At 60.6% G+C, this 22,798-nt stretch carries 21 protein-coding genes and 1 riboswitch; of the genes, 13 read left to right on the top strand and 8 right to left on the bottom strand.

The features are described 5' to 3' along the window. Positions 1–12: 12 nt before the first annotated feature. On the bottom strand, positions 13–1,344 hold the full coding sequence (locus JYJ39_RS03910; protein ID WP_430622460.1) for a malonyl-CoA decarboxylase: 1,332 nt from the start codon (positions 1,342–1,344) through the stop codon (positions 13–15). A gap of 164 nt (positions 1,345–1,508) precedes the next feature. Then, positions 1,509–1,705, top strand: a riboswitch (cobalamin riboswitch). Between the two features lie 148 nt (positions 1,706–1,853). Between JYJ39_RS03910 and JYJ39_RS03905 the strand changes: the two genes are divergently transcribed. The 3 genes from JYJ39_RS03905 to JYJ39_RS03895 all read left to right on the top strand — a co-directional run bounded on the left by JYJ39_RS03905 (position 1,854) and on the right by JYJ39_RS03895 (position 7,472). After that, positions 1,854–4,643: a ribonucleoside-diphosphate reductase subunit alpha gene (locus JYJ39_RS03905; RefSeq protein ID WP_205202218.1), complete on the top strand. Its 2,790-nt coding sequence runs from the start codon at positions 1,854–1,856 to the stop codon at positions 4,641–4,643. Between the two features lie 62 nt (positions 4,644–4,705). Next, positions 4,706–6,328, top strand: a complete 1,623-nt coding sequence (locus tag JYJ39_RS03900; protein WP_205202216.1) for an adenosylcobinamide amidohydrolase — start codon at positions 4,706–4,708, stop codon at positions 6,326–6,328. A gap of 16 nt (positions 6,329–6,344) precedes the next feature. Beyond that, positions 6,345–7,472 (top strand): ribonucleotide-diphosphate reductase subunit beta, encoded by a 1,128-nt coding sequence (locus tag JYJ39_RS03895; protein WP_205202214.1) that lies wholly within the window; start codon positions 6,345–6,347, stop codon positions 7,470–7,472. Between the two features lie 308 nt (positions 7,473–7,780). On the opposite strand, the gene JYJ39_RS03890 is transcribed toward JYJ39_RS03895, so the two are convergent. Both JYJ39_RS03890 and JYJ39_RS03885 read right to left on the bottom strand, forming a co-directional pair. Next, positions 7,781–8,806, bottom strand: coding sequence for a patatin-like phospholipase family protein (locus tag JYJ39_RS03890; RefSeq protein ID WP_205202213.1), 1,026 nt, complete (start codon positions 8,804–8,806; stop codon positions 7,781–7,783). Between the two features lie 38 nt (positions 8,807–8,844). Then, entirely contained in the window at positions 8,845–9,837 is a 993-nt protein-coding gene (locus JYJ39_RS03885) for a hypothetical protein (protein ID WP_205202212.1), read from the bottom strand. A gap of 224 nt (positions 9,838–10,061) precedes the next feature. Here JYJ39_RS03885 and JYJ39_RS03880 point away from each other — a divergent pair, with 224 nt between their 5' ends. From JYJ39_RS03880 to copK, 4 genes are all read left to right on the top strand, one after another. Then, a complete protein-coding gene (locus JYJ39_RS03880) occupies positions 10,062–10,523 on the top strand; it encodes a SixA phosphatase family protein (protein ID WP_205202211.1) in 462 nt (153 codons plus the stop codon). A gap of 68 nt (positions 10,524–10,591) precedes the next feature. Beyond that, positions 10,592–10,978: a hypothetical protein gene (locus JYJ39_RS03875; protein WP_205202210.1), complete on the top strand. Its 387-nt coding sequence runs from the start codon at positions 10,592–10,594 to the stop codon at positions 10,976–10,978. Between the two features lie 870 nt (positions 10,979–11,848). After that, positions 11,849–12,241 (top strand): CzcE family metal-binding protein, encoded by a 393-nt coding sequence (locus JYJ39_RS03870; RefSeq protein ID WP_027458812.1) that lies wholly within the window; start codon positions 11,849–11,851, stop codon positions 12,239–12,241. Between the two features lie 113 nt (positions 12,242–12,354). Next, on the top strand, positions 12,355–12,633 hold the full coding sequence (copK, locus tag JYJ39_RS03865) for a periplasmic Cu(I)/Cu(II)-binding protein CopK (protein ID WP_027458813.1): 279 nt from the start codon (positions 12,355–12,357) through the stop codon (positions 12,631–12,633). Positions 12,634–12,744: 111 nt separating this feature from the next. On the opposite strand, the gene cadR is transcribed toward copK, so the two are convergent. Beyond that, the gene (cadR, locus tag JYJ39_RS03860) at positions 12,745–13,182 is read right to left on the bottom strand and encodes a Cd(II)/Pb(II)-responsive transcriptional regulator (RefSeq protein ID WP_205202209.1); all 438 of its coding nucleotides are present in this window, start codon (positions 13,180–13,182) and stop codon (positions 12,745–12,747) included. Positions 13,183–13,267: 85 nt separating this feature from the next. On the opposite strand from cadR, the gene JYJ39_RS03855 reads away from it, so the two are divergent. The 6 genes from JYJ39_RS03855 (at position 13,268) to JYJ39_RS03830 (ending at position 21,190) form a co-directional block, all read left to right on the top strand. After that, positions 13,268–15,673, top strand: a complete 2,406-nt coding sequence (locus JYJ39_RS03855; protein WP_205202208.1) for a heavy metal translocating P-type ATPase — start codon at positions 13,268–13,270, stop codon at positions 15,671–15,673. Then, positions 15,670–16,755 carry a signal peptidase II gene (lspA, locus tag JYJ39_RS03850; RefSeq protein WP_220787989.1) on the top strand — a complete coding sequence of 362 codons (1,086 nt, stop codon included), beginning with the start codon at positions 15,670–15,672 and terminating at the stop codon, positions 16,753–16,755. The genes JYJ39_RS03855 and lspA overlap by 4 nt, the downstream gene beginning before the upstream one ends. Before the next feature lie 162 nt (positions 16,756–16,917). Beyond that, complete coding sequence (locus tag JYJ39_RS03845) at positions 16,918–17,184, top strand: zf-TFIIB domain-containing protein (RefSeq protein WP_205202206.1); 267 nt, start codon at positions 16,918–16,920, stop codon at positions 17,182–17,184. A gap of 41 nt (positions 17,185–17,225) precedes the next feature. Then, complete coding sequence (locus JYJ39_RS03840; protein ID WP_240189531.1) at positions 17,226–17,534, top strand: signal peptidase II; 309 nt, start codon at positions 17,226–17,228, stop codon at positions 17,532–17,534. 129 nt (positions 17,535–17,663) lie between these two features. After that, complete coding sequence (locus tag JYJ39_RS03835; protein ID WP_205202205.1) at positions 17,664–18,221, top strand: recombinase family protein; 558 nt, start codon at positions 17,664–17,666, stop codon at positions 18,219–18,221. 2 nt (positions 18,222–18,223) lie between these two features. After that, the gene (locus JYJ39_RS03830) at positions 18,224–21,190 is read left to right on the top strand and encodes a Tn3 family transposase (protein WP_205202204.1); all 2,967 of its coding nucleotides are present in this window, start codon (positions 18,224–18,226) and stop codon (positions 21,188–21,190) included. Positions 21,191–21,395: 205 nt separating this feature from the next. Here JYJ39_RS03830 and JYJ39_RS03825 read toward each other — a convergent pair whose 3' ends face one another. The 4 genes from JYJ39_RS03825 to JYJ39_RS03810 all read right to left on the bottom strand — a co-directional run bounded on the left by JYJ39_RS03825 (position 21,396) and on the right by JYJ39_RS03810 (position 22,567). Continuing rightward, entirely contained in the window at positions 21,396–21,638 is a 243-nt protein-coding gene (locus JYJ39_RS03825; RefSeq protein WP_027458823.1) for a hypothetical protein, read from the bottom strand. A 44-nt stretch (positions 21,639–21,682) separates the two neighbouring features. Further along, entirely contained in the window at positions 21,683–21,931 is a 249-nt protein-coding gene (locus tag JYJ39_RS03820; protein WP_027458824.1) for a hypothetical protein, read from the bottom strand. 76 nt (positions 21,932–22,007) lie between these two features. Next, complete coding sequence (locus JYJ39_RS03815) at positions 22,008–22,265, bottom strand: hypothetical protein (RefSeq protein WP_153150894.1); 258 nt, start codon at positions 22,263–22,265, stop codon at positions 22,008–22,010. Positions 22,266–22,270: 5 nt separating this feature from the next. Next, positions 22,271–22,567 (bottom strand): hypothetical protein, encoded by a 297-nt coding sequence (locus JYJ39_RS03810; protein ID WP_027458825.1) that lies wholly within the window; start codon positions 22,565–22,567, stop codon positions 22,271–22,273. Between the last annotated feature and the right edge of the window lie 231 nt (positions 22,568–22,798).

The raw sequence follows: 22,798 nt of genomic DNA, 5'->3' as shown, positions 1-22,798 counted from the left end.
GCCGCCAAGCACTCAGCCGGGCCGCGCCTGCCGGCGCACGGCGGAAGACATGGCAATCCGGCCCTGAGCAGAAAATGCCTCCAGGTTATTTTCAAGAGCTTCCAGCTCGTAGCGGTAATTGACCATCAGACCAAATGACTGGGCAAATCCCTTGACCGATGTATCGGCGAGGTAATTCAAGCGCTCGATACGCGCACCATTGCCCAGGTGAAAACGGGCCACCGGATCGTACGGCGGCGGAAATTCGCCGCTACCGCGTTTAGCCTCCGCCAGATAGCGGGCAGCCAGGCGGATCAGTGGCTCGCGCAGTGAACGCTGCAGTTTCTTGTCATTGGCCCAGACACCGCTAACCAACTGCTCCAGCGGCACGTCAATCGCACAATCAGCCAAGCTCTGCGGATTCTTGCGCACCCAACTCGCCAGTCCGGGAATGGGCGACAGGGTGGCGAACTGATCAAGCTTGGGAAAATCCCGCGTCAGATCGTCAATCACCCGCTTCAGCAGGAAATTGCCGAAGGACACGCCACGTAAGCCGGGCTGGGTACTGGAAATGGAATAAAAAATCGCCGTATCGGCCTTCTTCTGATCGAACAAGGGCGCGTGCACATCCAGCAATTCCTGCACATTGCCTGCCAGATGATCAGTCAGCGCAACCTCGACGAAAATCAACGGCTCGGCCGGCATGCGGGGATGGAAGAAAGCGTACAGACGGCGATCCGCGTCGAGACGGTTCTTGAGGTCGCTCCACGACTGGATTTCATGTACCGCTTCATATTCGATCAGTTTTTCCAGCAGGGCGGCCGGCGAATTCCAGGTCAACCGCTGCAATTCAAGGAAACCGACGTCGAACCAGGCCGACAGGCGCGATTCCAGTTCCCGGTCAAGCACCGCCAGTTCCCGGTCAGCAGGTAAATAGCGCAGCAAGTCGGCGCGCAGATCGACCAAAAATTTCACCCCCTGCGGAATGGCATTGAACTGGGTCAGGATGCGAATCCTCCCCGAGCGCATCGCCGCCCGCAAGGCGGCTTCCGCCTTCCACTGCTCGGCCGTTCCCACTGCTTTCTGGTAGGCCGTATGCGCCACGGCCACCATCTGCGGTTGCGGCCCGAATTCCAGGGCGATCAGGCGCAGGAATTGCTGCCGACCGCTATCGTCGAGCTGCAGATAGGTTTCCGCCAGCTTCGCCGCCCGTCCGCGCGCCGACACTTCGCCCCCCTGCCCCGCCGCACATTCGCGCAGTTGCCCGCGCAAACGTTCAATCCCTTTCTCATTCAACGCACGTCGTTTCTCCACACCCCCGACCAGCGCTCGCAAGCGCCCCATCAAACTGTCGTTCTGCATCATCGTCTCCTCCTTGCGAAACATTGTGCCTCACGATCGACAAAAGGCGAAAACGCAGCACAAAGCACTGTGCTATGGCACCACATTTAGTAACGAACATAGAAAAACACACCACCAATAGTAGGTCGAGGCATTTTTTAACTTGACACCCCCTTGCCAACAACACTAGACTGCGCCGCGTTGATGGTTCCCCTCCCGGGGATTAAAAGGGAATCCGGTGAGAGCAGAAAGCTCGATTCCGGGGCTGCCCCCGCAACTGTCATCGGCGAGCATTCTGCCCATCTTTGCCACTGGTCGCGTACCGGGAAGGCGGTGGAAAGCGTTGAGCCGAGAGCCAGGAGACCTGCCGCAACGTCCTTCCAACCACCAATGGGACGGGGTGTCCCTGGCGAAAGGTATTTGCATGTCTGCATTCCTGCCTGCGCACGCTTGTCTGCCACCGGCCAGAGCCGCTGGCGCAGCCGTGGCCGCGCCTCGCCTGCTGCGCACCGCCCCTGCACAGGAGCCACCGCGTGCAAGCTCACACCTCACTCAGCCACGACTCTGCCAACGGTCACGGCCTGACCGCCCATAGTACCGCCGCCCTGCAGGTCATCCGCCGCAACGGCGCTGTCGTCGATTTCCACCCGGAAAAAATCTCCATTGCACTGACCAAGGCTTTTCTTGCCGTGGAAGGCAGCCAGAGCGCCACCTCCTCCCGCGTGCGCGAGATCGTCGCGCAGCTGACGAAAACCGTCGTACGCTCGCTGACCCGGCGTCTGCCGGATGGCGGCACGGTGCACATCGAAGATATTCAGGATCAGGTCGAACTGGCACTGATGCGTTCCGGTGAGCACGATGTCGCACGGGCCTATGTGCTCTATCGTGAACGGCGCAACGCTGAACGTGCCGAGCAGGCAGCGCAGGCAACAACGACGGGCACCACGGTGCTGCACGTCACTGTCGCCGGGGAGCGTCAGCCCCTCGACCTGGCCGCCCTGCTGCATGCCTGCACAAACGCCTGCGCTGGACTGGGCACCGCAGTCTCTGCCCACACCATCCTCGATCACGCGCTGAAAAACCTCTACGACGGCGTTAGCCTGGCCGAAGTCCAGCAGGCACTGATCCTCGCCGCGCGCACATTGATCGAGCGCGACCCAGCTTACGACTACGCCACCGCTCGCCTGCTGCTGGCGAGCCTGAACGAGGAAGCCATCGGCGCCGAAGCCGCCACCAATCCAGCGGTGGAAGCGGCTCATATCCCTGTTTTCATCGCCCGCGGCATCGCCGCCGAACTGCTCGACCCACGCCTGGCCGACTACGATCTGGAGCGCCTGGCCGCCGCGCTCAAGCCCGAGCGCAACCAGTTGTTCGGCTACCTCGGCCTGCAGACGCTGTATGACCGCTATTTCCTGCACATTGACGGTCGCCGCATCGAAACGCCGCAGCTTTTCTTCATGCGCGTGGCAATGGGCCTGGCACTCAACGAGATCGACCGCGAAACGCGCGCCATCGAGTTTTACGACCTGATCTCCCGCTTCGATTTCATGTGCTCGACGCCGACCCTGTTCAACAGCGGCACCCGGCATCCGCAGTTGTCTTCATGCTACCTGACCACGGTAGCCGACGATCTCGATGCCATTTTCCAATCGGTCAAGGAAAACGCGCTGCTGCAGAAGTACGCCGGCGGCCTCGGCAACGACTGGACGCCGGTGCGCGCGTTGGGCAGCCGCATCAAGGGCACCAACGGCCAGAGCCAGGGTGTCATTCCCTTCCTGAAAGTGGTCAACGACACGGCGGTCGCGGTCAACCAGGGCGGCAAGCGCAAGGGCGCCGTCTGCGCCTACCTGGAGACCTGGCACCTGGACATCGAGGAATTCCTCGAATTGCGCAAGAACACCGGCGACGAGCGCCGCCGCACGCACGACATGAATACCGCCAACTGGATTCCCGACCTGTTCATGCAGCGCGTGATCGCCGACGCCGAGTGGACGCTGTTCTCGCCGGTCGACGTGCCCGACCTGCACGAAAAATCCGGCCGCGCCTTCGTCGAAGCGTATGAAGCCTACGAAGCCAAGGCCGCCGCCGGCCAGTTGAAGCTGCACAAGAAGGTGCCGGCCGTGCAACTGTGGCGCAAGATGCTGACCATGCTGTTCGAAACCGGGCATCCGTGGATCACCTTCAAAGACGCCTGCAACCTGCGCTCGCCGCAGCAGCACGTTGGCGTCGTCCATTCGAGCAACCTGTGCACCGAGATCACGCTGAACACCTCGGATTCGGAAACAGCGGTGTGCAACCTCGGCTCGGTCAATCTGCTGGCGCACCTGAAGGACGGCCAGCTCGACCGGGAAAAGCTGGCGCGCACCGTGAGCACCGCCATGCGCATGCTCGACAACGTCGTCGACATCAATTTCTACGCCACGCCCAAGGCGCGCAACGCCAACCTGCGCCACCGGCCGGTCGGCATGGGCATCATGGGCTTTGCCGATTGCCTGTATCAACTCGGCATCGCCTACGCCTCGCCGCAAGCCGTCGAATTCGCCGACCGCAGCATGGAAGCCGTCTGCTACCAGGCCTACTGGGCGTCGACCGAACTGGCCAAGGAGCGCGGCCGCTACTCCAGCTTCACCGGCAGCCTGTGGGATCGTGGCATCCTGCCGCACGAGAGCATCGCGCTGCTCGAAGCCGGGCGTGGCGAAACGGTTGAACTCAATCGTGACAGTCATCTCGACTGGGACGCGCTCAAGCAGCGCATCGCCCGCCACGGCATGCGCAACTCCAACTGCGTGGCGATTGCGCCGACCGCGACCATCTCCAACATCGTTGGCGTCTCGGCCAGCATCGAGCCGGCCTACCAGAACCTCTACGTCAAATCCAACCTGTCCGGCGAATTCACCGTGGTCAACGAAGCCCTGGTCCGCGACCTCAAGGCGCTCGAGCTGTGGGACGAAGTGATGGTCGCTGACCTCAAGTACTTCGACGGCTCGCTCGCCCGCATCGACCGCGTGCCCGACGAGCTGAAAGCCCGCTACGCCACCGCCTTCGAGATCGACCCGGTATGGCTGATCGAAGCCGCCGCACGGCGCCAGAAATGGATCGACCAGGCGCAATCGCTCAACCTCTACCTGGCGCTGCCTTCCGGCAAGAAACTCGACGAAATCTACAAATTGGCCTGGAAGCGTGGCCTGAAAACCACCTACTACCTGCGCACGCTCGGCGCCAGCCAGGCAGAGCAAGCTGGCGGGCGTGACGATGCCGGGAGAGAAGAAACGGCACCCAAATTCTGCGCGCTGGACGACCCCGACTGTGAGGCCTGCCAGTAAGCGCCCTGCCTGTGACCCCGCCGGGTTAAGCTTGCCGCCCTCTTCAATCGTCAGAGCGAGACATGCACATCCTCTCCCTTGCCATTCTGCGTTCCTGTTCCTTTTTCCTGCTCGCGCTGCCGGCCCTGGTCGGCGCGGCAGAGATCGACCTGCCCGCCGAAATCGGTGCCACAGCCGAAGTCCGGCGCGGTGAGCAGGACGGTTTGTGGGAAAAGACGCTGCTCGTACGCTTCCCCAGCGAGCGGCGGGTGTTGTCCACCAGCGATGGCATGCTCACTGCCCGCGCGGCAATCAACCATGCCGCCCACCCCTTGCTCTGGCACCGCCTGGGCAGCGACAGCAAGGGCTACGCGCTGGGCGTGCGCGATGCGCTGGCGGCGCAGCTGGAACTGCCACCGGCCACCGTCGCGCAGATGTCCACCGCCGCCGACATGGACCACTTCGCCGTCGCCACGCGGACCTACGGACCGCTGACGGTAACCGTGCTGGCCACCGCCGGCGCCCGCAGCAACGCCATCCGCACCGGCGTCGATGCCGGTGCCTATATCGAAGGGGCGGAGACCGAACAGAAACCCGCCGGCACCATCAACATCCTGCTGTTGACCAACATCGCACTCAGCGACGCAGCGCTGGCCCGCAGCCTGATCACCATCACCGAAGGCAAGACCGCCGCACTGGAAGACCTCAAGGTGCCCAGCAGCTACACCAAGGAGGCCCAGGCCACCGGCACGGGCACCGACAGCATCATCGTCGTTTCCGGCACGGCGGCGCCGGGCGCCACCTACACCGGCGGCCACAGCCGTATTGGTGAGCTGATCGGCAAAGCCACCTACGCAGCGGTGGTCGAGGCACTGGGCAAGCAGAACGGCTTCCATCTGCCGGGCGCACGCCGCTTCGGCGACACGCCGGTCGGCCGCGCCAAACGTGCCAGCGACCTACGCATCGCGCTGCTCCATCTTGCCCCCGTACCCGGCGACATTGCCGGCAACCGCGCCCGCATCGAAACCGCCATCCGCGAAGCGGTGCGCCACGGCGCTGATTGGGTGGTCACGCCGGAGCTGGCGGAAACTGGCTACAACTTCATCGCACGCATCGGCAGCGACTGGATACCGCCCTTCCCCAGCAACTGGGTCCATAGCCTCGCCGCCATCGCCCGCGACAACGGTGTCGCGCTCTTCATCGGCATCGCCGAGCGGGATCCAACCACACGCCATCTCTACAACAGCGTGGCCGTCATTGACCGCCACGGTTCGCTGCTGGGCACTTACCGCAAACAGCGCCCGATCGGCGGTGCCGAAGCCTGGTCCCGCCCTGGCGGCGCAGGACAGACGTTCGTTGTCGATGGCATCCGGGTCGGCACCCTCATCTGCGCCGACGCCTGGGCCCCCGAACCTGCCGCCCAGCTGGCGGCAGCAGGTGCGCAAATTCTCCTGGCACCGGCCAACTGGCCGCCCCTGGCGGGGATGGAACCGGGCGATGTCTGGGAGCGGCGCGCCCGCCAGACCGGCCTGCCACTGGTCGTCGTCAATCGCGGCGGCAAGGAGCCGGAACTCGATTTTTCGCAGGGCGAGAGCGCCGTCGCCATCGACGGCCGCCGCCTGTTCACCTTCACCGCCGCCGAGGGCGGCATTTTCTACGTGGACTGGGATCGCCACCGGCGCTTCCGGTCCGTCCGCACCGACTGACCACGAGGTTCATGCCATGACTGCTGCCTACCGCTTCGACGACTGGGAAACCCCCGCTGCCGCACCGCAAAACCCTGCGCTCGACGCCAAAATTGCGCCAAAAATCGAGGTCGGCCGCAGCATTTTGCCCGCCGCCGCGCTAGCGCCGATCAATGCCGCCGACAAGCGCATCGTCAACGGCAAGGCCGACATCAACCAGCTGGCGCCGTTCAAGTACCCCTGGGCCTGGGAGTTCTTCCTCAAGGCCAACCGCAACCACTGGACGCCGCTCGAAATCAGCATGGCGCAGGACGTGCACGACTACCACCACAAGCTCAGCCCGGCCGAGCGCCACGTTTTCGAGAACGTGCTCGCCTACCTGACGACTTCCGACATCCTGGCCATGCGCAATATCGGCCTGGCGGTGATGGAGAAGATGAGCGCGCCCGAACTGCAGATCTACCAGGCCCGCCAGGTCTATGAAGAAGCGCTGCACACCTGGACCTACCAGCACTGCATCGAAAGCATCGGCCTCGACCAGCAGGAAATCTATAACCGCTACCGCGTCGTACCCGAAATCCACGGCAAGATCGCACTCGCCAACCGCCGGCTGGAACGCGTCATGCGCGCCGACTTCGACCTCACCAACCGCGCCAACCTGCACGAATTCGCGCTCTCCTACTTCTTCTTCGCGGTGATCTTCGAAGGCTGCTGGTTCTACAACGGCTTCACGCCGGTGTTCGCACTGCAGCGGCGCGGCCTGATGAAGGGCGCCGCCGAACAACTGCAATACATCATGCGTGATGAAGTCCTACACTGCGCTTTCGGCATCCGCGTCGTGCGCGAACTGTTGAAGGAAGAGGACCTGGAACTCGACCCGCGGGCGCTGCGCGAACTGTGGGACGAAGCCGAAGCTGCCGAAACCGCCTACGCCGACTACATCCTGCGCGCCCCCATCCTCGGCTACAACGCCGAGCTGCACGTCCAGCAGTTCCGCTTCATCGCCAACCGGCGGGCGCGCCAGGTGGGTGTTGAGGAACCCTTCCCCGGCGCTGAAAACGTCCTGCCCTGGCTGGACGAGCAGGCCAATCTGCGGAAGGAAAAGAACTTCTTCGAGACGCGGGTGACCGAATACCAGACGGGCGGGGCGCTGGCCTGGGATTAAAAGGGCCGCTCTGCCCCTGGCCTGCGAGCGCATAGCGCTATTGCATCAGCGCGATGAACAATCTCCATTGGCGGCAAGCCTCGGGATTGGCCACACTATGCCCACCAACCACACGACAGGAGCTTGCCATGTCCCGCGCAATGACCAGATCATTCAAGCAGCATCCGCTCAAGATGACCCTCGGGATCATCATCAATTCTGCCGGAGTACTTGCCCTGGCGGCACAACTCTAAACGTCGTCCCACCTCGGTGCAGCAAACGCGGCGTTTCAGGTGATGCGCACAGTCTCAGCAGATTGCACCATGCGTTCAGTAAAACAGCGCGCCCAGATCAAGCGTTGGCCGCTGACCTGGCGCATCGCCGCAGGCGCTCAACCAGCGACGAACAGCGGCACGTCCCACCGCATGCAGTTCGAGGAAAAAATCGCGGCTGATGTTGAGCTTGCTATCCACCGGCAATTCGCCCAGTACGCTGTCGGCGCTGACCGCATGAAAGCGCAGATCGGCCAAGCGGCGTTCCAGGCGGGCCAGCGGCAGACGGTCGAGCAGATCGGCTGCAACTGGCTCGCTGCCGATCTGCTCGCGCAAATGGGCAAACATGCGCATTTCGCGCAGAAAAGTTGAATTGAAGGCGAGCTCGTTCAGTCGGACACGAATATCCTTCGCCGCATGCGGCGTTTCGCTGAAATGCAGGGGCGCCAGCAGCACCAGCAGAATGTCCGCCGCGGTGCAGTGGTAAACCAGCGGAAAAACTGCGGGATTGGCACTGTAGCCGCCATCCCAGTACGGCTCACCATCGACGTGGATGGTGCGGTGCAGGGTCGGCAAACAGGCCGAAGCCAGCAGCATGTCGGCAGTCAGTTCACTGTCGCGAAACAGGCGCAACTTGCCGGAATTGGCGTGCGTGGCGGCAATAAACAGCTTGAGCGGACTGGCCTGGCGCAGGCCGGCAAAATCAATCTGCGCCTCGATCACGTCGCGCAGCGGATTGAGGTCAAAAGGATTGATCTGTTCCGGAGTCAGGTGACTCGTCCACTGCAGCATCATCTTCATGGCAGGCGCCATGCCCAGCGCTGGCCCAGCCGCAAGTACCGGTGGCGCGCTGTCGGCCACGGCCAGCCAGAAATCGGCCAGGGCCCGCCGCGCGCCCTCCCGCCCCCCGTGCAGGAGACCGTGCGCCAGACAGACCGCATTCATCGCCCCGGCACTGGCACCGCTCACACCTTCGAAGCTGAAACGCCCGTCTTCCAGCAATGCATCGAGCACACCCCAGGTAAACGCCCCATGCGCGCCGCCGCCTTGCAGGGCGAGATTGATGTCGGTCGTGGCGGACATGTTTGCGTTCTCCGGCGGGCAAAACCCGCATCTGCGGCTCAGAACAGGCTGGCCAACTGCTGCGACAGCCCGCGTTCGTTGGTGAAACTCAAGTCGTACATAGCCGAGAAGGCGCGGGTCTTTTCGTCCTCCAGGCCGGCGATGCACATGATGAACTGCTTGCGATCCATGCCCAGGCGTTTTTTCAAGGCCAGGTAACGGTCAATGTCCTGCCGGAATTCGCCGCTCTTGCACTCGATGCAAACCGGCGTCGTGCCGTCGATGAGCATGAACACGTCCAGCTCGTGGTTGTCGCCATTGGCAAGTGTCAGCTTCAGGCCGCGCGCGCAGGAAAAGCGGCGCTTGTGCTCCTTGGCGTGGCGCAGGGCGCTCATCAGGGCATGCCATTCCAGCCACTCGCCGTTGAAGAAATTGCGGATGGCCGGAGCTGTTTGCAGGATCAGACGGACGCTGTTTTCCGGTTTCTTGTTGTGGAAACACTTGGCGACGAAGGAGAAATCGTAGAGTTGCTGGCAGAACTCGGAAATCGCCCTGGCTTCTTCCGGCGATTTTTTCTCCAGGGCAATCGTGGTGCCGGCATATTCCTTCTGCTGCGACCAGCGGATGCGTTCCACCACCTCTTTCAGAACCGGCAGATTGGCCCCGATGGCCTCGGCCACCTCGTCGAAAAATCCGCTGGTATCGACGCTGCGCAGATTGGCCTCGGCCTTGATCTGTTTCTTATGGAACCAGTCGTAGATGGGGCCGTGCTGCTGGTCACTGGCGAGGAAATCGGTATTCGCCAAATCGATGGCGTCGATTTTTTCCTTACCCGCTACCGCCGCCGGCGCAGACGATTCCCCCGCCACGCCCTTCAACTGTATGTTTTCCTTCAGGGCGGCGAAATAGCGATCCAGCAGTTTTTCGATGAAAAACAAGGTGGGATAAATCGCGCCATTCGCACCACAGCGGGAGCAGGCACAGCTTTGCCCGGCCTGATCGTCGGCTTGCTCTGCAAGCAAACCGCATTTGTTGCAACGAAAAATAGCCATGAGAGAAGAAGTGGAATGAGCAGATAGTCAGTATACAAGGACGCCAGGGCGGGCAAAACGGTTTCATCCGTCATTGCGCACCTGACTCCAGGCTCCAGATTGAGTTTCTAGCAGCGGCTTTTTTGCCCAGATTACAAATCAGAACGCACAATTGACACAGAAGCCCCTGCAACATGCCAGTAATGAAGGCTTGCTAGCATGCCGGCCTTCTTCAGGAGTGAGACATGGATTTATTGCTGTGGCGCCACGCCGAGGCAGAGGATGGTGCAGACGATTATTCCCGCCCCCTGACCGAACGCGGCAGGAAACAGGCAGCAAGCGTCGCCGCCTGGCTGACGCAACACCTGCCCCGCCAGTTGCGCATCATCGCCAGCCCGACCGTGCGCACCTGCCAGACGGCGGAAGCCCTCGGCCTGCCATTTCAGGTCGAAGCAGGCGTCGGTCCGGAAAGTGGCACCCCGGACATGCTTGCCACCATCGGCTGGCCCCCCGCCCGTGGCTCGGTATTGCTGATCGGCCATCAACCCGGGCTGGGGCGGCTGGCCTCGCTCCTGCTCGGGGGGCAAGAAGCAGACTGGTCGATCAAGAAAGGTTCGCTCTGGTGGCTGGCACGGCGCGTCCGCGAAGGCGAACCGCAGACCGTGCTGCGTACCGTCATTTCGCCCGATTTCCTGCGCGGCAAGTAAGCCCGCTGACAGGCTGCAGCCGCCGGCATGCGAAAATTGGCAGCTTCTGTGACAGCCCCACGCCGACAATGCTCCCCTTTCCCCCTGCAAATACCACACCCTCAGCGCGAGGTCTGGCCGTTGCCCTGATTTTTGCCAGTGCCGCACAGCAACTGCACGCCTGGTACGAGCACGGTAGCTGGCCCAGCATCGGCCAGCAGGTACGGGAAATGGCCGACTGGCTGCAACGACGACAAACCACGCTCCCGGAACAACGGCGGCGGCAACTGGCCGAACTCGCTGCCACCCTGGCCCGCCATCTGGCTGCCACGCTCACCCGCGAAGCCGGACTGTACGCTGCCCACGACATGATGGAAGCACTCGACCCACGTCACGACTCCGAGTTTTCCCGGCAACTGATGCAGGAATGCGAACGATTGCTCGCGGCGGCAGATGCGGGGGAGGCCACTGCCTGAAAAACAGGCAGTGGCAAAAACAGCCTGCCCAGGCAGCAACTTACGCCACCTGCCCACGGGGTGTGCACAGACTTATCCACAGCTTCAACTCGGTAATAAATTAACTACTATTTGTTCGGATTGCCGATTTAAATAGAGACCGCAAACCGCCGCTGCAATAGTAATACTACTATTACCCTTTCAATTGATTGCTTTTTAGGCAGGGCAAGGGTTTCAACGAGTCTTCCGTAGTCGAGGCGACCCAAAGCTGGCTTCTCCACAGAGTTATGAACAGCTTCTGTGGGCAGACTACTTACTATTCATCACCGATGCGGGGTGGATAGCGTATTGCTGTCCGTACGGCTAAGTCGTATAACCCCGCTAATCCAGTCATTCACCTGCCACTAGTATGTCGGGCTGCAATGTGGCAGTAAGCCGCCGTTCAGACTCTGACAGCCTTGATCGGCCGATTCTTGTTCTGGTGAATACGTGCCCCCGACCCAATCCGGGCTTTCGTGTGGCGCGCATAGCAACGGCAGGTTACTGAGTCGAGCGGCCGTTCAGAGCGATGGTCGTGCTACCGCACCTCGGCCAATCCGGCCGTTCGAATCACTTCACTCTTCGGTCAGCAAACTGCTGGTTACCTGCCGCGCAGTAAGCAGAAGCGAGGAACGGCAGCATTTATATCTAACAAACTCTGCTTCGACAGAAAAACCAAGTAACGTTGGTGCGAAAGCGACGGGCACCTCTCTCCCTGACCATTTCCGGCGAAAAGCTTTCAAAAATGTAACGCGGGGGTCAGCGTCCTGTTGGTATCGGACTCCTAAGATGACATCACGGTTGGACGAAATGAGTCCGACACGATTAACCCGATGTCACAAGGAGAGAACCATGAAAACGAAATTTTCCCAATTAGCCCTGATCGCTGCGATCAGCCTCGCTGCAGCTGGAACGAGCTACGCTCACGAGGATTATTCCGAGGCCGGCACCAACCATTGGCTGAGCCACGTTTCAGAAACCAAGAGCGCACCGACGGCAAATCAACTGGCTTCGTTTGGTTACACGGCCACGAAAAACGCCGACCGAGAGGTCACTCTGTCCAGCGGTAGCAAATATCTGAACGTCACGCGTCTGGAGACCATCAAGATCAACGTCGCTGGCAAGAGCGTCGTCTGGACCTTCGACACGCTGGGGACCGCGCCGTTTCCACTTTCCAAGATCATATCGGGAGCCGACGGCATCACCGTCTACGTGACCGAAAACCCTGCCTATCAGGGCGGCTGATCAACCTGACGGCTAGGTGATGCAATTGTCACCCAGCCGTTGGCAAATTGTCAGGATCGAATCCTTAATATTGATATCGCAGTACAACAGCACCTATTCATGAGGAGATGAAAATGTTCAAGAAGATGCTCGCAATCGTGGCCCTGAGTTCCCTGGGTGTTACCGCCTACGCAGTTGATGCTTCTCAAGTCGAGAAGTCCATTGAGTTGAAGGACGGTTCGACTGTTTATATTTTCAAAGACGGCAAGATGGGTATGGAAGACAAATATGGTCGCGCAACCTATATGGAATCTGGCCATGTGATGGAAACCAAGGACGGCAAAAAAATCATCATGAACGGAAACGAAATCTGGCGTGTTGACGAATTGCTGCACAAATACCATCGCGGTTAATTTCCCGCATCACTCGAATTCGGCGGCTCCTTTGGGAGCCGTTTTCATTTTGGGGTCGCCTCAGAAAACGGAAAATAAAGCACGCTAAGCTCAATCATGCGGTTGGGCAGATCAAGCTACAGGTAAACCGGGGGTAGAAATTGGATGACAAGCGCAATCCGTCAGCCCTTGCAGGATGCCGCACGCATCCACTTGGCGAGCACCTGAGCACCTCTCGCGCAAAACGACCAAGTGTTTCTTCAACTGCAACAACGCTTTCACGCGGGCCTCCACCTGCTGGATATGGCCATCCAGTAGCGCATTGACCTCGCCGCAATCCTGATTGGGGTTGTCTCGCAGTCCCAGCAATGCCCGGATTTCTCCCAGCGTCATGTCGAGAGAACGGCAATGGCGGATGAACTGCAAGCGCTCGACGTGGGCATCACCGTAGAGCCGGAAGTTGCCGTCGCTGCGCGCTGGCTTTGGCAATAACCCCTCCTTCTCGTAGTAGCGGATGGTGACGATCTCGCACCTTGTCCGCTTGGCAAGTTCACCAATCCTGATTTCCATATCTCATCCTCATTTAAAACTTGACTCTATAGCAGCTATAGAGTCTTTAATGAACAATACATGAAATCTACGTAAAGGAATTGCCATGAGCGATTGCGGTTCGAAGGGGTGCGGCTGCTCGGCCGTACCGATCAGCCAGCCCACTGCGCTAGCCCAGCTAACGGCGGAATCGGCCCAAGTGGTCTACCGTATCGAGAACATGGACTGCCCCACGGAAGAAGCGCTGATCCGAAGCAAGCTGGGCGAGCTGCCGGGCGTGGTCGGGCTTGACTTCAACCTCATGCAGCGCACCTTGGCCGTGCGGCACGAACTACCATCGTTGTCTTCGGTTGAGAAAGCGTTAAAGGCCATCGGCATGCAGGCCGAACGCATGGATAAAGCTTCTGGCGAGCAGACGACCAAGCTGGTCATCGCCAAGATGGATTGTCCAACCGAAGAAGCGCTGATCCGCAACAAGCTGGCCAGCATAGGCGGGGTTGCCAATCTTGATTTCAACCTGATGCAGCGCACCCTGTCCGTGCGTCATGCGCCCCATACGCTACCGGAGGTATTGGTCGCGCTGAAATCCCTGAACTTCGAGGCGCAAGTGCTCAATGCGGGGGAAGCCAGCTCCTCGTCGGCAGAATCGCCGGTCGCGTCTACCAACTGGTGGCCCCTTGGCATCTCCTTGGCGGCTGCATTGGCTGCGGAAGCCATCTACTGGCTGCACAACGGCAACCACTGGTCAGTCGTCGTTCTGGCACTCGTAGCCATCTTCACGGGCGGCCTCTCCACCTACAAGAAGGGCTGGATTGCGCTCAAGAACCGCAACCTCAACATGAACGCCCTGATGTCAATAGCCGTCACGGGCGCGATGTTGATCGGTCACTGGCCAGAAGCGGCGATGGTGATGGTGCTGTTTGCACTGGCCGAAGTGATCGAAGCCAAGTCGCTGGACCGTGCCCGCAACGCCATTCGTAGCCTGCTCGATCTTGCCCCGGAACAAGCCACGGTGCAGCAGTCGGATGGCTCGTGGCATGAAGTGGACGCCAAACAGGTCGCCATCGGCAGCCGGGTTCGGGTCAAGCCAGGTGAGCGTATCGCCCTCGATGGCGAAGTGCTGGAAGGACGCTCTACGGTCAACCAAGCGCCGATCACTGGCGAAAGTTTGCCGGTTGACAAGGCGCCTGGTGATCCAGTGTTTGCAGCCACTATCAACGAATCCGGCTCATTCGAGTATCGCGTTACGGCTGTGGCCAGCAACTCTACCTTGGCCCGCATTATTCACGCCGTGGAAGCCGCCCAAGGCAGCCGAGCACCCACCCAACGCTTTGTCGATCAGTTTGCGCGCTGGTACACGCCAGCCGTTTTCGGTTTGGCGGTCGCGGTCGCGCTGATTCCCCCGCTGTTCTTGGGCGCGGCGTGGCTGGACTGGATTTACCGCTCGCTGGTTTTGCTGGTCGTCGCCTGCCCGTGCGCGCTGGTAATCTCCACACCAGTCAGCATCGTTAGCGGCTTGGCCGCTGCTGCACGCCACGGCATTCTTATCAAGGGTGGCGTCTATCTGGAGGAAGGCCGCAAGCTGCGCTGGTTGGCACTGGACAAGACGGGCACGATCACGCACGGCAAACCTGCGCAAACCGATTTCGTAGCGTGGGGCGATGCGCCACCTGCCAGCAGCCGGAGCATTGCCGCCAGTCTCGCGGCTCGCTCTGACCATCCCGTGTCCAAAGCCGTGGCGCAGGCAGCGCATGTCGAAGGGGTTGCGCTGCACGACGTGGCCGAGTTCGCTGCACTGCCAGGTCGGGGCGTGCGCGGCAGTATTGACGGTGTGACCTATCACCTTGGCAACCATCGGATGCTCGAAGAGCTGGGGCATTGTCCACCTGAATTGGAGCAGCGCATCGCTACGATAGAGCGTGAAGGCAAAACTGTCGTGACGCTGGTGAGTACAAAGGGTGCGCTAGCCCTGATCGCGGTAGCAGACACCATCAAGGACAGCAGCAGGAGCGCCATCGGCGAGCTGCATGCACTCGGCATCAGCACCATGATGTTGACCGGCGACAACCCGCACACGGCCCAGACAATTGCCACGCAAGCCGGGATCGATCGTGCGCAGGGCAACTTGCTGCCACAGGACAAACTACGCGAGGTCGAACAACTGGCGCAGACTGGCAAGATCGGCATGGTGGGCGACGGTATCAACGATGCCCCAGCGTTGGCACGTGCTGACATCGGATTTGCAATGGGGGCCGCAGGCACCGACACCGCCATCGAGACGGCGGACGTGGCCCTGATGGACGATGACCTGCGCAAGATTCCGACTTTCGTGCGCCTGTCGCGTGCGACGGCTCAGGTGTTGATGCAAAACATCGTGCTGGCACTGGGCATCAAAGCGGTGTTTCTGGTACTCACCTTCACTGGTCACGCGACGATGTGGATGGCCGTGTTTGCCGACATGGGAGCCAGCTTGCTTGTCGTGGGCAACGGCTTGAGGTTGTTGCGCCGATGAGCTGGAAATTCATTCTCTATGACTGGTATGGTCTGAACGTCGCGTTGTTCCAGGCCATCAATGCGGGGACGCCTGCCACGCTGGGGCCGCTGGCGTGGTTTTTCAGCCTCGTGGGCAATTACTGGACAGCGCCCTTGATGCTGCTAGGTCTGTGGTGGTGGTCGAAGTCAGCAGCCAATCCAGGCTGCGCTGATGCAGTTCGGCATCGGCTCATTGTTTTTGGTGCCGCTTTCCTGCTGGCCTTGCTGGCCGCCACTGTCTTGAAGCTGTGGCTCGACTTCCCGCGCCCGCCCGCCGTTTTCGGCGAGCTGGTGCGTGTCATCGGCGAGAGCGAGCGGCACTACAGCCTGCCCAGCGGGCATGCTACCTATTCGGCGTTAGTTATCGGCGCGCTTTGGCCTTTGATGGGTCGCCCTGGCCGCGTCGGCTTGGTGCTTTATGCCGTCTTGGTTGGATGGTCGCGCATTGCTGCTGGAATGCACTTCCCGGCTGATGTGCTGGCGGGCTTGTGCCTAGGATTGGGCAGCACCGTCCTGGCCGGACGGCTGATACCGCTTGTTGCTCCCGCATGGCAGACGGCTCGCCACACGTCGGCCTTGGTCTGGTATGTAGTGGCTGCTTGCGCCTTCATCGCCGATCAGCTCGCAAAGCTCGCCATCGTTCGCACGTATGCCTATGGCGAACAGGTCGAAGTCACGCCATTCTTCAATTTCGTCCATGTGCTGAATCCGGGGGCTGCATTCAGCTTTCTGGCAGGCGCGGGCGGTTGGCAGCGCTATTTCTTCATAGCCCTTGGTTTGGCGGTCTCGGCTTGGCTGGTGCGCATACTGAAACAGCGGTTACCACGCCTTGAAGCACTGGGATACAGCCTGATCCTCGGCGGTGCGCTTGGAAACGTCGCTGATCGCCTGTTGCGCGGGCAGGTCGTGGACTTTCTCGACTTCCATTGGCAAGGCGCGCACTGGCCCGCATTCAACTTGGCCGACGTGGTCATTTCCGCAGGCGCGGTCTGCCTGATCACCGCCAGCTTGTATCAGACCAAGCTAGTCAAGCCCGAGGCAAATCAATGCGGTGTTCGCTGATATGGGCGCCAGCTTGCTGGTGGTCGGCAATGCCTTGCGGTTACTGAGGAAGTGGCCGGGCGGTTTTTTTCTTTGGCTGGGTGAACGGAATACGGCATCGCACCAGCAGCGGGGCAACCGTTAAGCCCCGTCACTACACTGAAAAACGGCAAGGAGATCATCATGCATTGTCCAGTATGTAAAGATGTGCAACTCGTCATGGCGGAACGCCAGGGTGTCGAAATCGACTATTGTCCGCAGTGCCGTGGGGTATGGCTTGACCGAGGCGAACTCGACAAGATCATCGAGCGGGCGACCCAGGAGCCGATGGTTGCGCGGCAAGCCCCTGCGCCATCCAGTGGGCATGCCTGGGGTCGTTCCGGCGACAACTGTGATGACCCACGACAACCGGGGCACCGGAAGAGCTTCTGGAAGGACCTCTTTGATTAAACCATGGCCGATCATTCCCAACGACCACCGCAGTGGTCCCGATGGCTATTGCTCTCGGGGTTGATAGCGCTATTCGACCAGATGGTCAAGTTCTGCGTGGCAGCCTTGATGCCGCTCGGCACGCGTCTGGAGGTCACGCCGCATTCTTCAATCTTGTGCATGTGCTGAACTCCGGCGTGGCGTTCAGCTTCCTGGCCGGGGCCATCGGCAACGCAGCTGAGCGAATGGTGCGGGGTGTGGTAGTTGATTTCCTCGATTTTCATTGGCAAGGTGCACACTGGCCTGCGTTCGATCTCGCCGATGTGGCGATTTCACTTGGTGCGCTCTGCCTGATCGCGGCGTCAGGTTGAGCTATACCCTATCATGATGTCAGGATAGACTACCCTGAAGCGTCAGAATAGAGTTAGCTTTCTCATTTATTGACACTCTCGGCGAAAGGTCATAGACTTCTTCCTGACACTTTCGTGTTTGGAGGCATCTTGCAGGGTCAACGCATTGGCTACGTCCGGGTCAGCAGCTTCGACCAGAACCCGGAACGGCAATTGGAGCATGTCGAAGTCGGCAGGGTGTTCACCGACAAGGCGTCGGGCAAGGACACCCAGCGGCCTGAACTCGATTCGCTGCTGACCTTCGTGCGCGAGGGTGACACCGTGGTGGTGCACAGCATGGATCGGCTGGCGCGCAACCTTGATGACCTACGCCGCCTCGTACAAAAGCTGACCCAGCGCGGCGTGCGCATCGAGTTCGTCAAGGAAAGCCTGGCCTTCACCGGCGAGGACTCGCCAATGGCGAACCTGATGCTGTCGGTGATGGGCGCGTTTGCCGAGTTCGAGCGCGCCTTGATCCGCGAGCGGCAGCGTGAGGGCATCGCGCTCGCCAAGCAGCGCGGGGTCTACCGGGGTCGCAAGAAGGCGCTGTCGCCGGAGCGGGTGGCCGAACTGCGCCGGCGAGCCGCCGCCGGCGAGCAGAAAGCGAAGCTCGCCCGCGAGTTCGGGATCAGCCGGGAAACCTTGTACCAATATCTGCGGGAATCCTAAGCATGCCGCGTCGTTCGATTCTATCCGCCGCCGAGCGGGAAAGCCTGCTGGCGTTGCCGGACTCCAAGGACGACCTGATCCGACATTACACGTTCAGCGATACCGACCTCTCCGTCATCCGGCAGCGACGAAACCCAGCCAACCGGCTGGGTTTCGCCGTACAGCTTTGCTACCTGCGCTTTCCCGGCATCATCCTTGGCGTCGATCAACCGCCGTTCCCGCCGTTGTTGAAACTGGTCGCCAACCAACTCAAGGTCGGCATCGAAAGCTGGGACGATTATGGGCAGCGGGAGCAGACCCGGCGCGAGCACCTGGTCGAGCTGCAAACCGTGTTCGGCTTCCAGCCTTTCACCATGAGCCACTACCGGCAGGCCGTACACACGCTGACCGAGCTGGCCATGCAGACCGACAAGGGCGTCGTGCTGGCTGATGCTTTGATCGAACATCTGCGGCGGCAGTCCATCATTCTGCCTGCGCTCAATGCCATCGAGCGCGTCAGCTCCGAGGCGATCACCCGCGCCAACCGGCGCATCTACGAAGCCCTGTCCGAGCCGTTGTCGAACAGCCACCGGCATCGCCTTGACGAGCTGCTGAAACGCCGTGACAACGGCAAGACGACCTGGCTGGCCTGGCTGCGCCAGTCGCCTGCAAAACCGAACTCGCGCCACATGCTCGAACACATCGAACGCCTCAAAGCCTGGCAGGCGCTCGACTTGCCTGTTGGCATCGAGCGGCTGGTGCACCAGAACCGGCTGCTCAAGATCGCCCGCGAGGGCGGCCAGATGACGCCTGCCGACCTGGCCAAGTTCGAGCCGCAGCGGCGCTACGCCACCCTCGTGGCGCTGGCCATCGAGGGCATGGCTACTGTTACCGACGAAATTATCGACCTGCACGACCGCATCCTGGGCAAGCTGTTCAACGCCGCCAAAAACAAGCATCAGCAGCAGTTCCAGGCATCGGGCAAAGCCATCAACGCCAAGGTGCGCCTGTACGGGCGCATCGGCCAGGCGCTGATCGACGCCAAGCAATCGGGCCGCGACCCGTTTGCCGCCATCGAGGCCGTTATGTCCTGGGACGCTTTCGCCGAGAGCGTCACCGAGGCGCAGAAACTCGCGCAGCCCGAGGACTTCGATTTCCTGCACCGCATCGGCGAGAGCTACGCCACGTTGCGCCGCTACGCGCCGGAATTCCTCGACGTGCTCAAGCTGCGGGCCGCGCCCGCTGCCAAGGACGTGCTCGACGCCATCGAAGTGCTGCGCCGCATGAACACCGACAATGCCCGCAAGGTGCTCGCCGATGCGCCAACCGACTTCATCAAGCCGCGCTGGCAGAAGCTGGTGATGACCGACGGCGGCATCGACCGGCGTTACTACGAGCTATGCGCGCTGTCGGAGTTGAAGAACTCGCTGCGCTCGGGCGACATCTGGGTGCAGGGCTCGCGCCAGTTCAAGGACTTCGAGGACTACCTGGTGCCGCCCGAGAAGTTCGCCAGCCTCAAGCAGGCCAGTGAATTGCCGCTGGCCGTGGCCACCGATTGCGAACAGTACTTGAGTGAGCGCCTGGAACTGCTGAAGGCGCAGCTTGCCACGGTCAACCGCATGGCGGCGGCCAACGACCTGCCCGACGCCATCATCACCGAGTCCGGCTTGAAGATCACACCGCTCGATGCAGCAGTGCCCGACACCGCGCAAGCGCTGATCGACCAGACGGCGATGATCCTGCCGCACGTCAAGATCACCGAACTTTTGCTCGAAGTCGATGAGTGGACGGGCTTCACCCGCCACTTCTCGCACCTGAAATCGGGCGACCTGGCCAAGGACAAGAACTTGCTGCTGACCACCATCCTGGCCGACGCGATCAACCTGGGTCTGACCAAGATGGCCGAGTCCTGCCCCGGCACGACCTACGCCAAGCTCGCCTGGCTGCAAGCCTGGCACATCCGCGACGAAACGTATTCGGCGGCGCTGGCCGAGCTGGTCAATGCCCAGTTCCGGCATCCCTTCGCCGAGCACTGGGGCGACGGCACCACTTCATCATCGGACGGACAGAATTTTAGAACCGGCAACAAGGCCGAAAGCACCGGGCACATCAACCCGAAGTACGGCAGCAGCCCAGGGCGGACTTTCTACACCCACATCTCCGACCAGTACGCGCCGTTTCACACCAAGGTGGTCAATGTCGGCGTGCGCGATTCGACCTACGTGCTCGACGGTCTGTTGTACCACGAGTCCGACCTGCGCATCGAGGAGCACTACACCGACACGGCGGGCTTCACCGATCACGTCTTCGCCCTGATGCACCTGCTGGGCTTCCGTTTCGCGCCGCGCATCCGCGACCTTGGGGATACCAAGCTCTACATTCCCAAGGGCGAAACCGCCTATGACGCGCTCAAGCCGATGATCGGCGGCACGCTCAATATCAAGCACGTCAGCGCCCATTGGGACGAAATCCTGCGGCTGGCCACCTCGATCAAGCAGGGCACGGTGACGGCCTCGTTGATGCTCAGGAAGCTCGGCAGCTACCCGCGCCAGAACGGCCTGGCCATGGCCCTGCGCGAGCTGGGCCGCATCGAGCGCACGCTATTCATTCTCGACTGGTTGCAAAGCGTGGAACTGCGCCGCCGTGTCCACGCCGGACTGAACAAGGGCGAAGCGCGCAATGCACTGGCCCGCGCTGTGTTCTTCAACCGCCTGGGTGAAATCCGCGACCGCAGCTTCGAGCAGCAGCGCTACCGGGCCAGCGGCCTCAACCTGGTGACGGCGGCGGTCGTTTTGTGGAACACGGTCTATTTGGAACGGGCAGCGCACGCCCTGCGTGGCAACGGTCACGGCGTCGATGACGCGCTGTTGCAGTACTTGTCGCCGCTTGGCTGGGAGCACATCAACCTGACCGGCGATTACCTCTGGCGCAGCAGCGCCAAGATCGGCGCGGGCAAGTTCAGGCCGCTGCGACCGCTGCAACTGGCTTAGCGTGCTTTATTTTCCGTTTTCTGAGACGACCCCTGACTGACCACTGGGTTGTTTGCCTGCTGAACAATCGCCTGATTCAAGGCCTCGGAAAACCCTCCGTTGTTGGCCCCCCCCGAGGACGCACTATGTCCCTCGTGCCCTCCTTGAACAGAAGTAGATGGGGGAATTGCCGGTGGGATAGGAGGGGCTCCAGCTATGACACTGATTACTCGTTCATGATCAGGATGGCCTTCACCGGATCAATCTGGCCGACGCCATGCCATTTCAGATCGCTGTTTGCTACGGCCGGCTTTGCCAGGCATCCATGATTGCATTCGATGATCCAGCGTTTCTGAAGCACCGTTCGACAATAGTTGTAGGTCAGCAGCTTCGGGTCACTGCCGACCGCAAGCGCCAGCGTGCGACATACACATCGATCGCCGTGCTCTGCCGGTTTGTGGATATCCATGACTGAAATGCCGAGGCCTCGATTCCGAGGCCTTTACTGGGCAGTTACTTTCCATCTCGCGGATGGAAATGTTTGCTCTTGTCCTTGGCTGCGTTCGGCTTGTCAGCCTTTGCATCCGGCATGCTTTGCGGCATTCCGGTTTTTTCCTGGACATGGGAATGTGGCTTGGAAGCAGCCTTGTCAGCCTGTCCTTCGGCAGCCTTCGGCGCAGCGGCCTTTTCGTCGGCGAAGACGACGCCGGTCATCGTGGTGCCAGCAAACAGAACGGCGGCAATGAGGGAGGAAACTTTCATGATCTTGACTCCTGAGCTTTGGGGATTTCAACGGTCCGAATCGAATGGACAGATTCAGTTTGTGCTTCTGTCACTGTCAATAGGATGACTTGTTGATTACATTGTTGTCAGGAAGTGTGGCCAAATACGGATTCACCAAATGCCCGATTGCGTCGGCAAGCGCATCACGCAATTGCCGTTCGCAACACCCCATCAAAATTCCGTCCTCCAGTGCATCCTGGGCCATCTGGCGAAGTTCATCCAGGTTCTCATTGAGTACCTTGATTTTTTCCGTACAGGCAATGACCTTGCCGGAAGAGTCTTGCCAGCGCACCGACCCCGACGAACTCATCATCGAGTTCACTTTGTCGAATGTTGGGCTAGTACCTGCAAAACCCGGTGCTGGTACTCCATGCTGTCGAGGGTGTATGCCTTCCAATACTCGATGGATAAATTGCCGACTGCAGCCCACCATGCCCCGCTTTGCCCAGGATCATCCAGAGACAGCGATGAAGTTTGCTCAAGGAGTTCCTTGAGCGGGGAAAACTGCGTGGAAACCATCTTTTCCAAACAATCGAGATTCACGCCAACCAACTGGGAAACCAAATGGAAGTCGGGGGATGTGTTGAAAATTGCGAACGAATTGTGTGCGGACATGATTTTCTCCCTGCGGCACGATCAAGGCCCATTGCCTCGTAGGGGGAGTTTGCCTGTGGGTAGCTGTCGCACCCATAACGGGAACATTACAACTCGGTCACTGTTTCGTCAGCTTGTTGCCGTGCTGTTCACTGGGAGCGATTATCTATTGAGTCTGGGCACTTAGCCCCAGAAAGGTAACCGTCCGGCCACCACCGTCTTTTCGCCGAAGTTTCAATAGCTGAAGATTGT

The sequence above is a fragment of the Azonexus hydrophilus genome (assembly GCF_905120355.1).
GTDB lineage: Bacteria > Pseudomonadota > Gammaproteobacteria > Burkholderiales > Rhodocyclaceae > Azonexus.
Note: the sequence above shows the minus strand (reverse complement) of the source record. Positions and strands in the feature narration are given on the sequence as shown.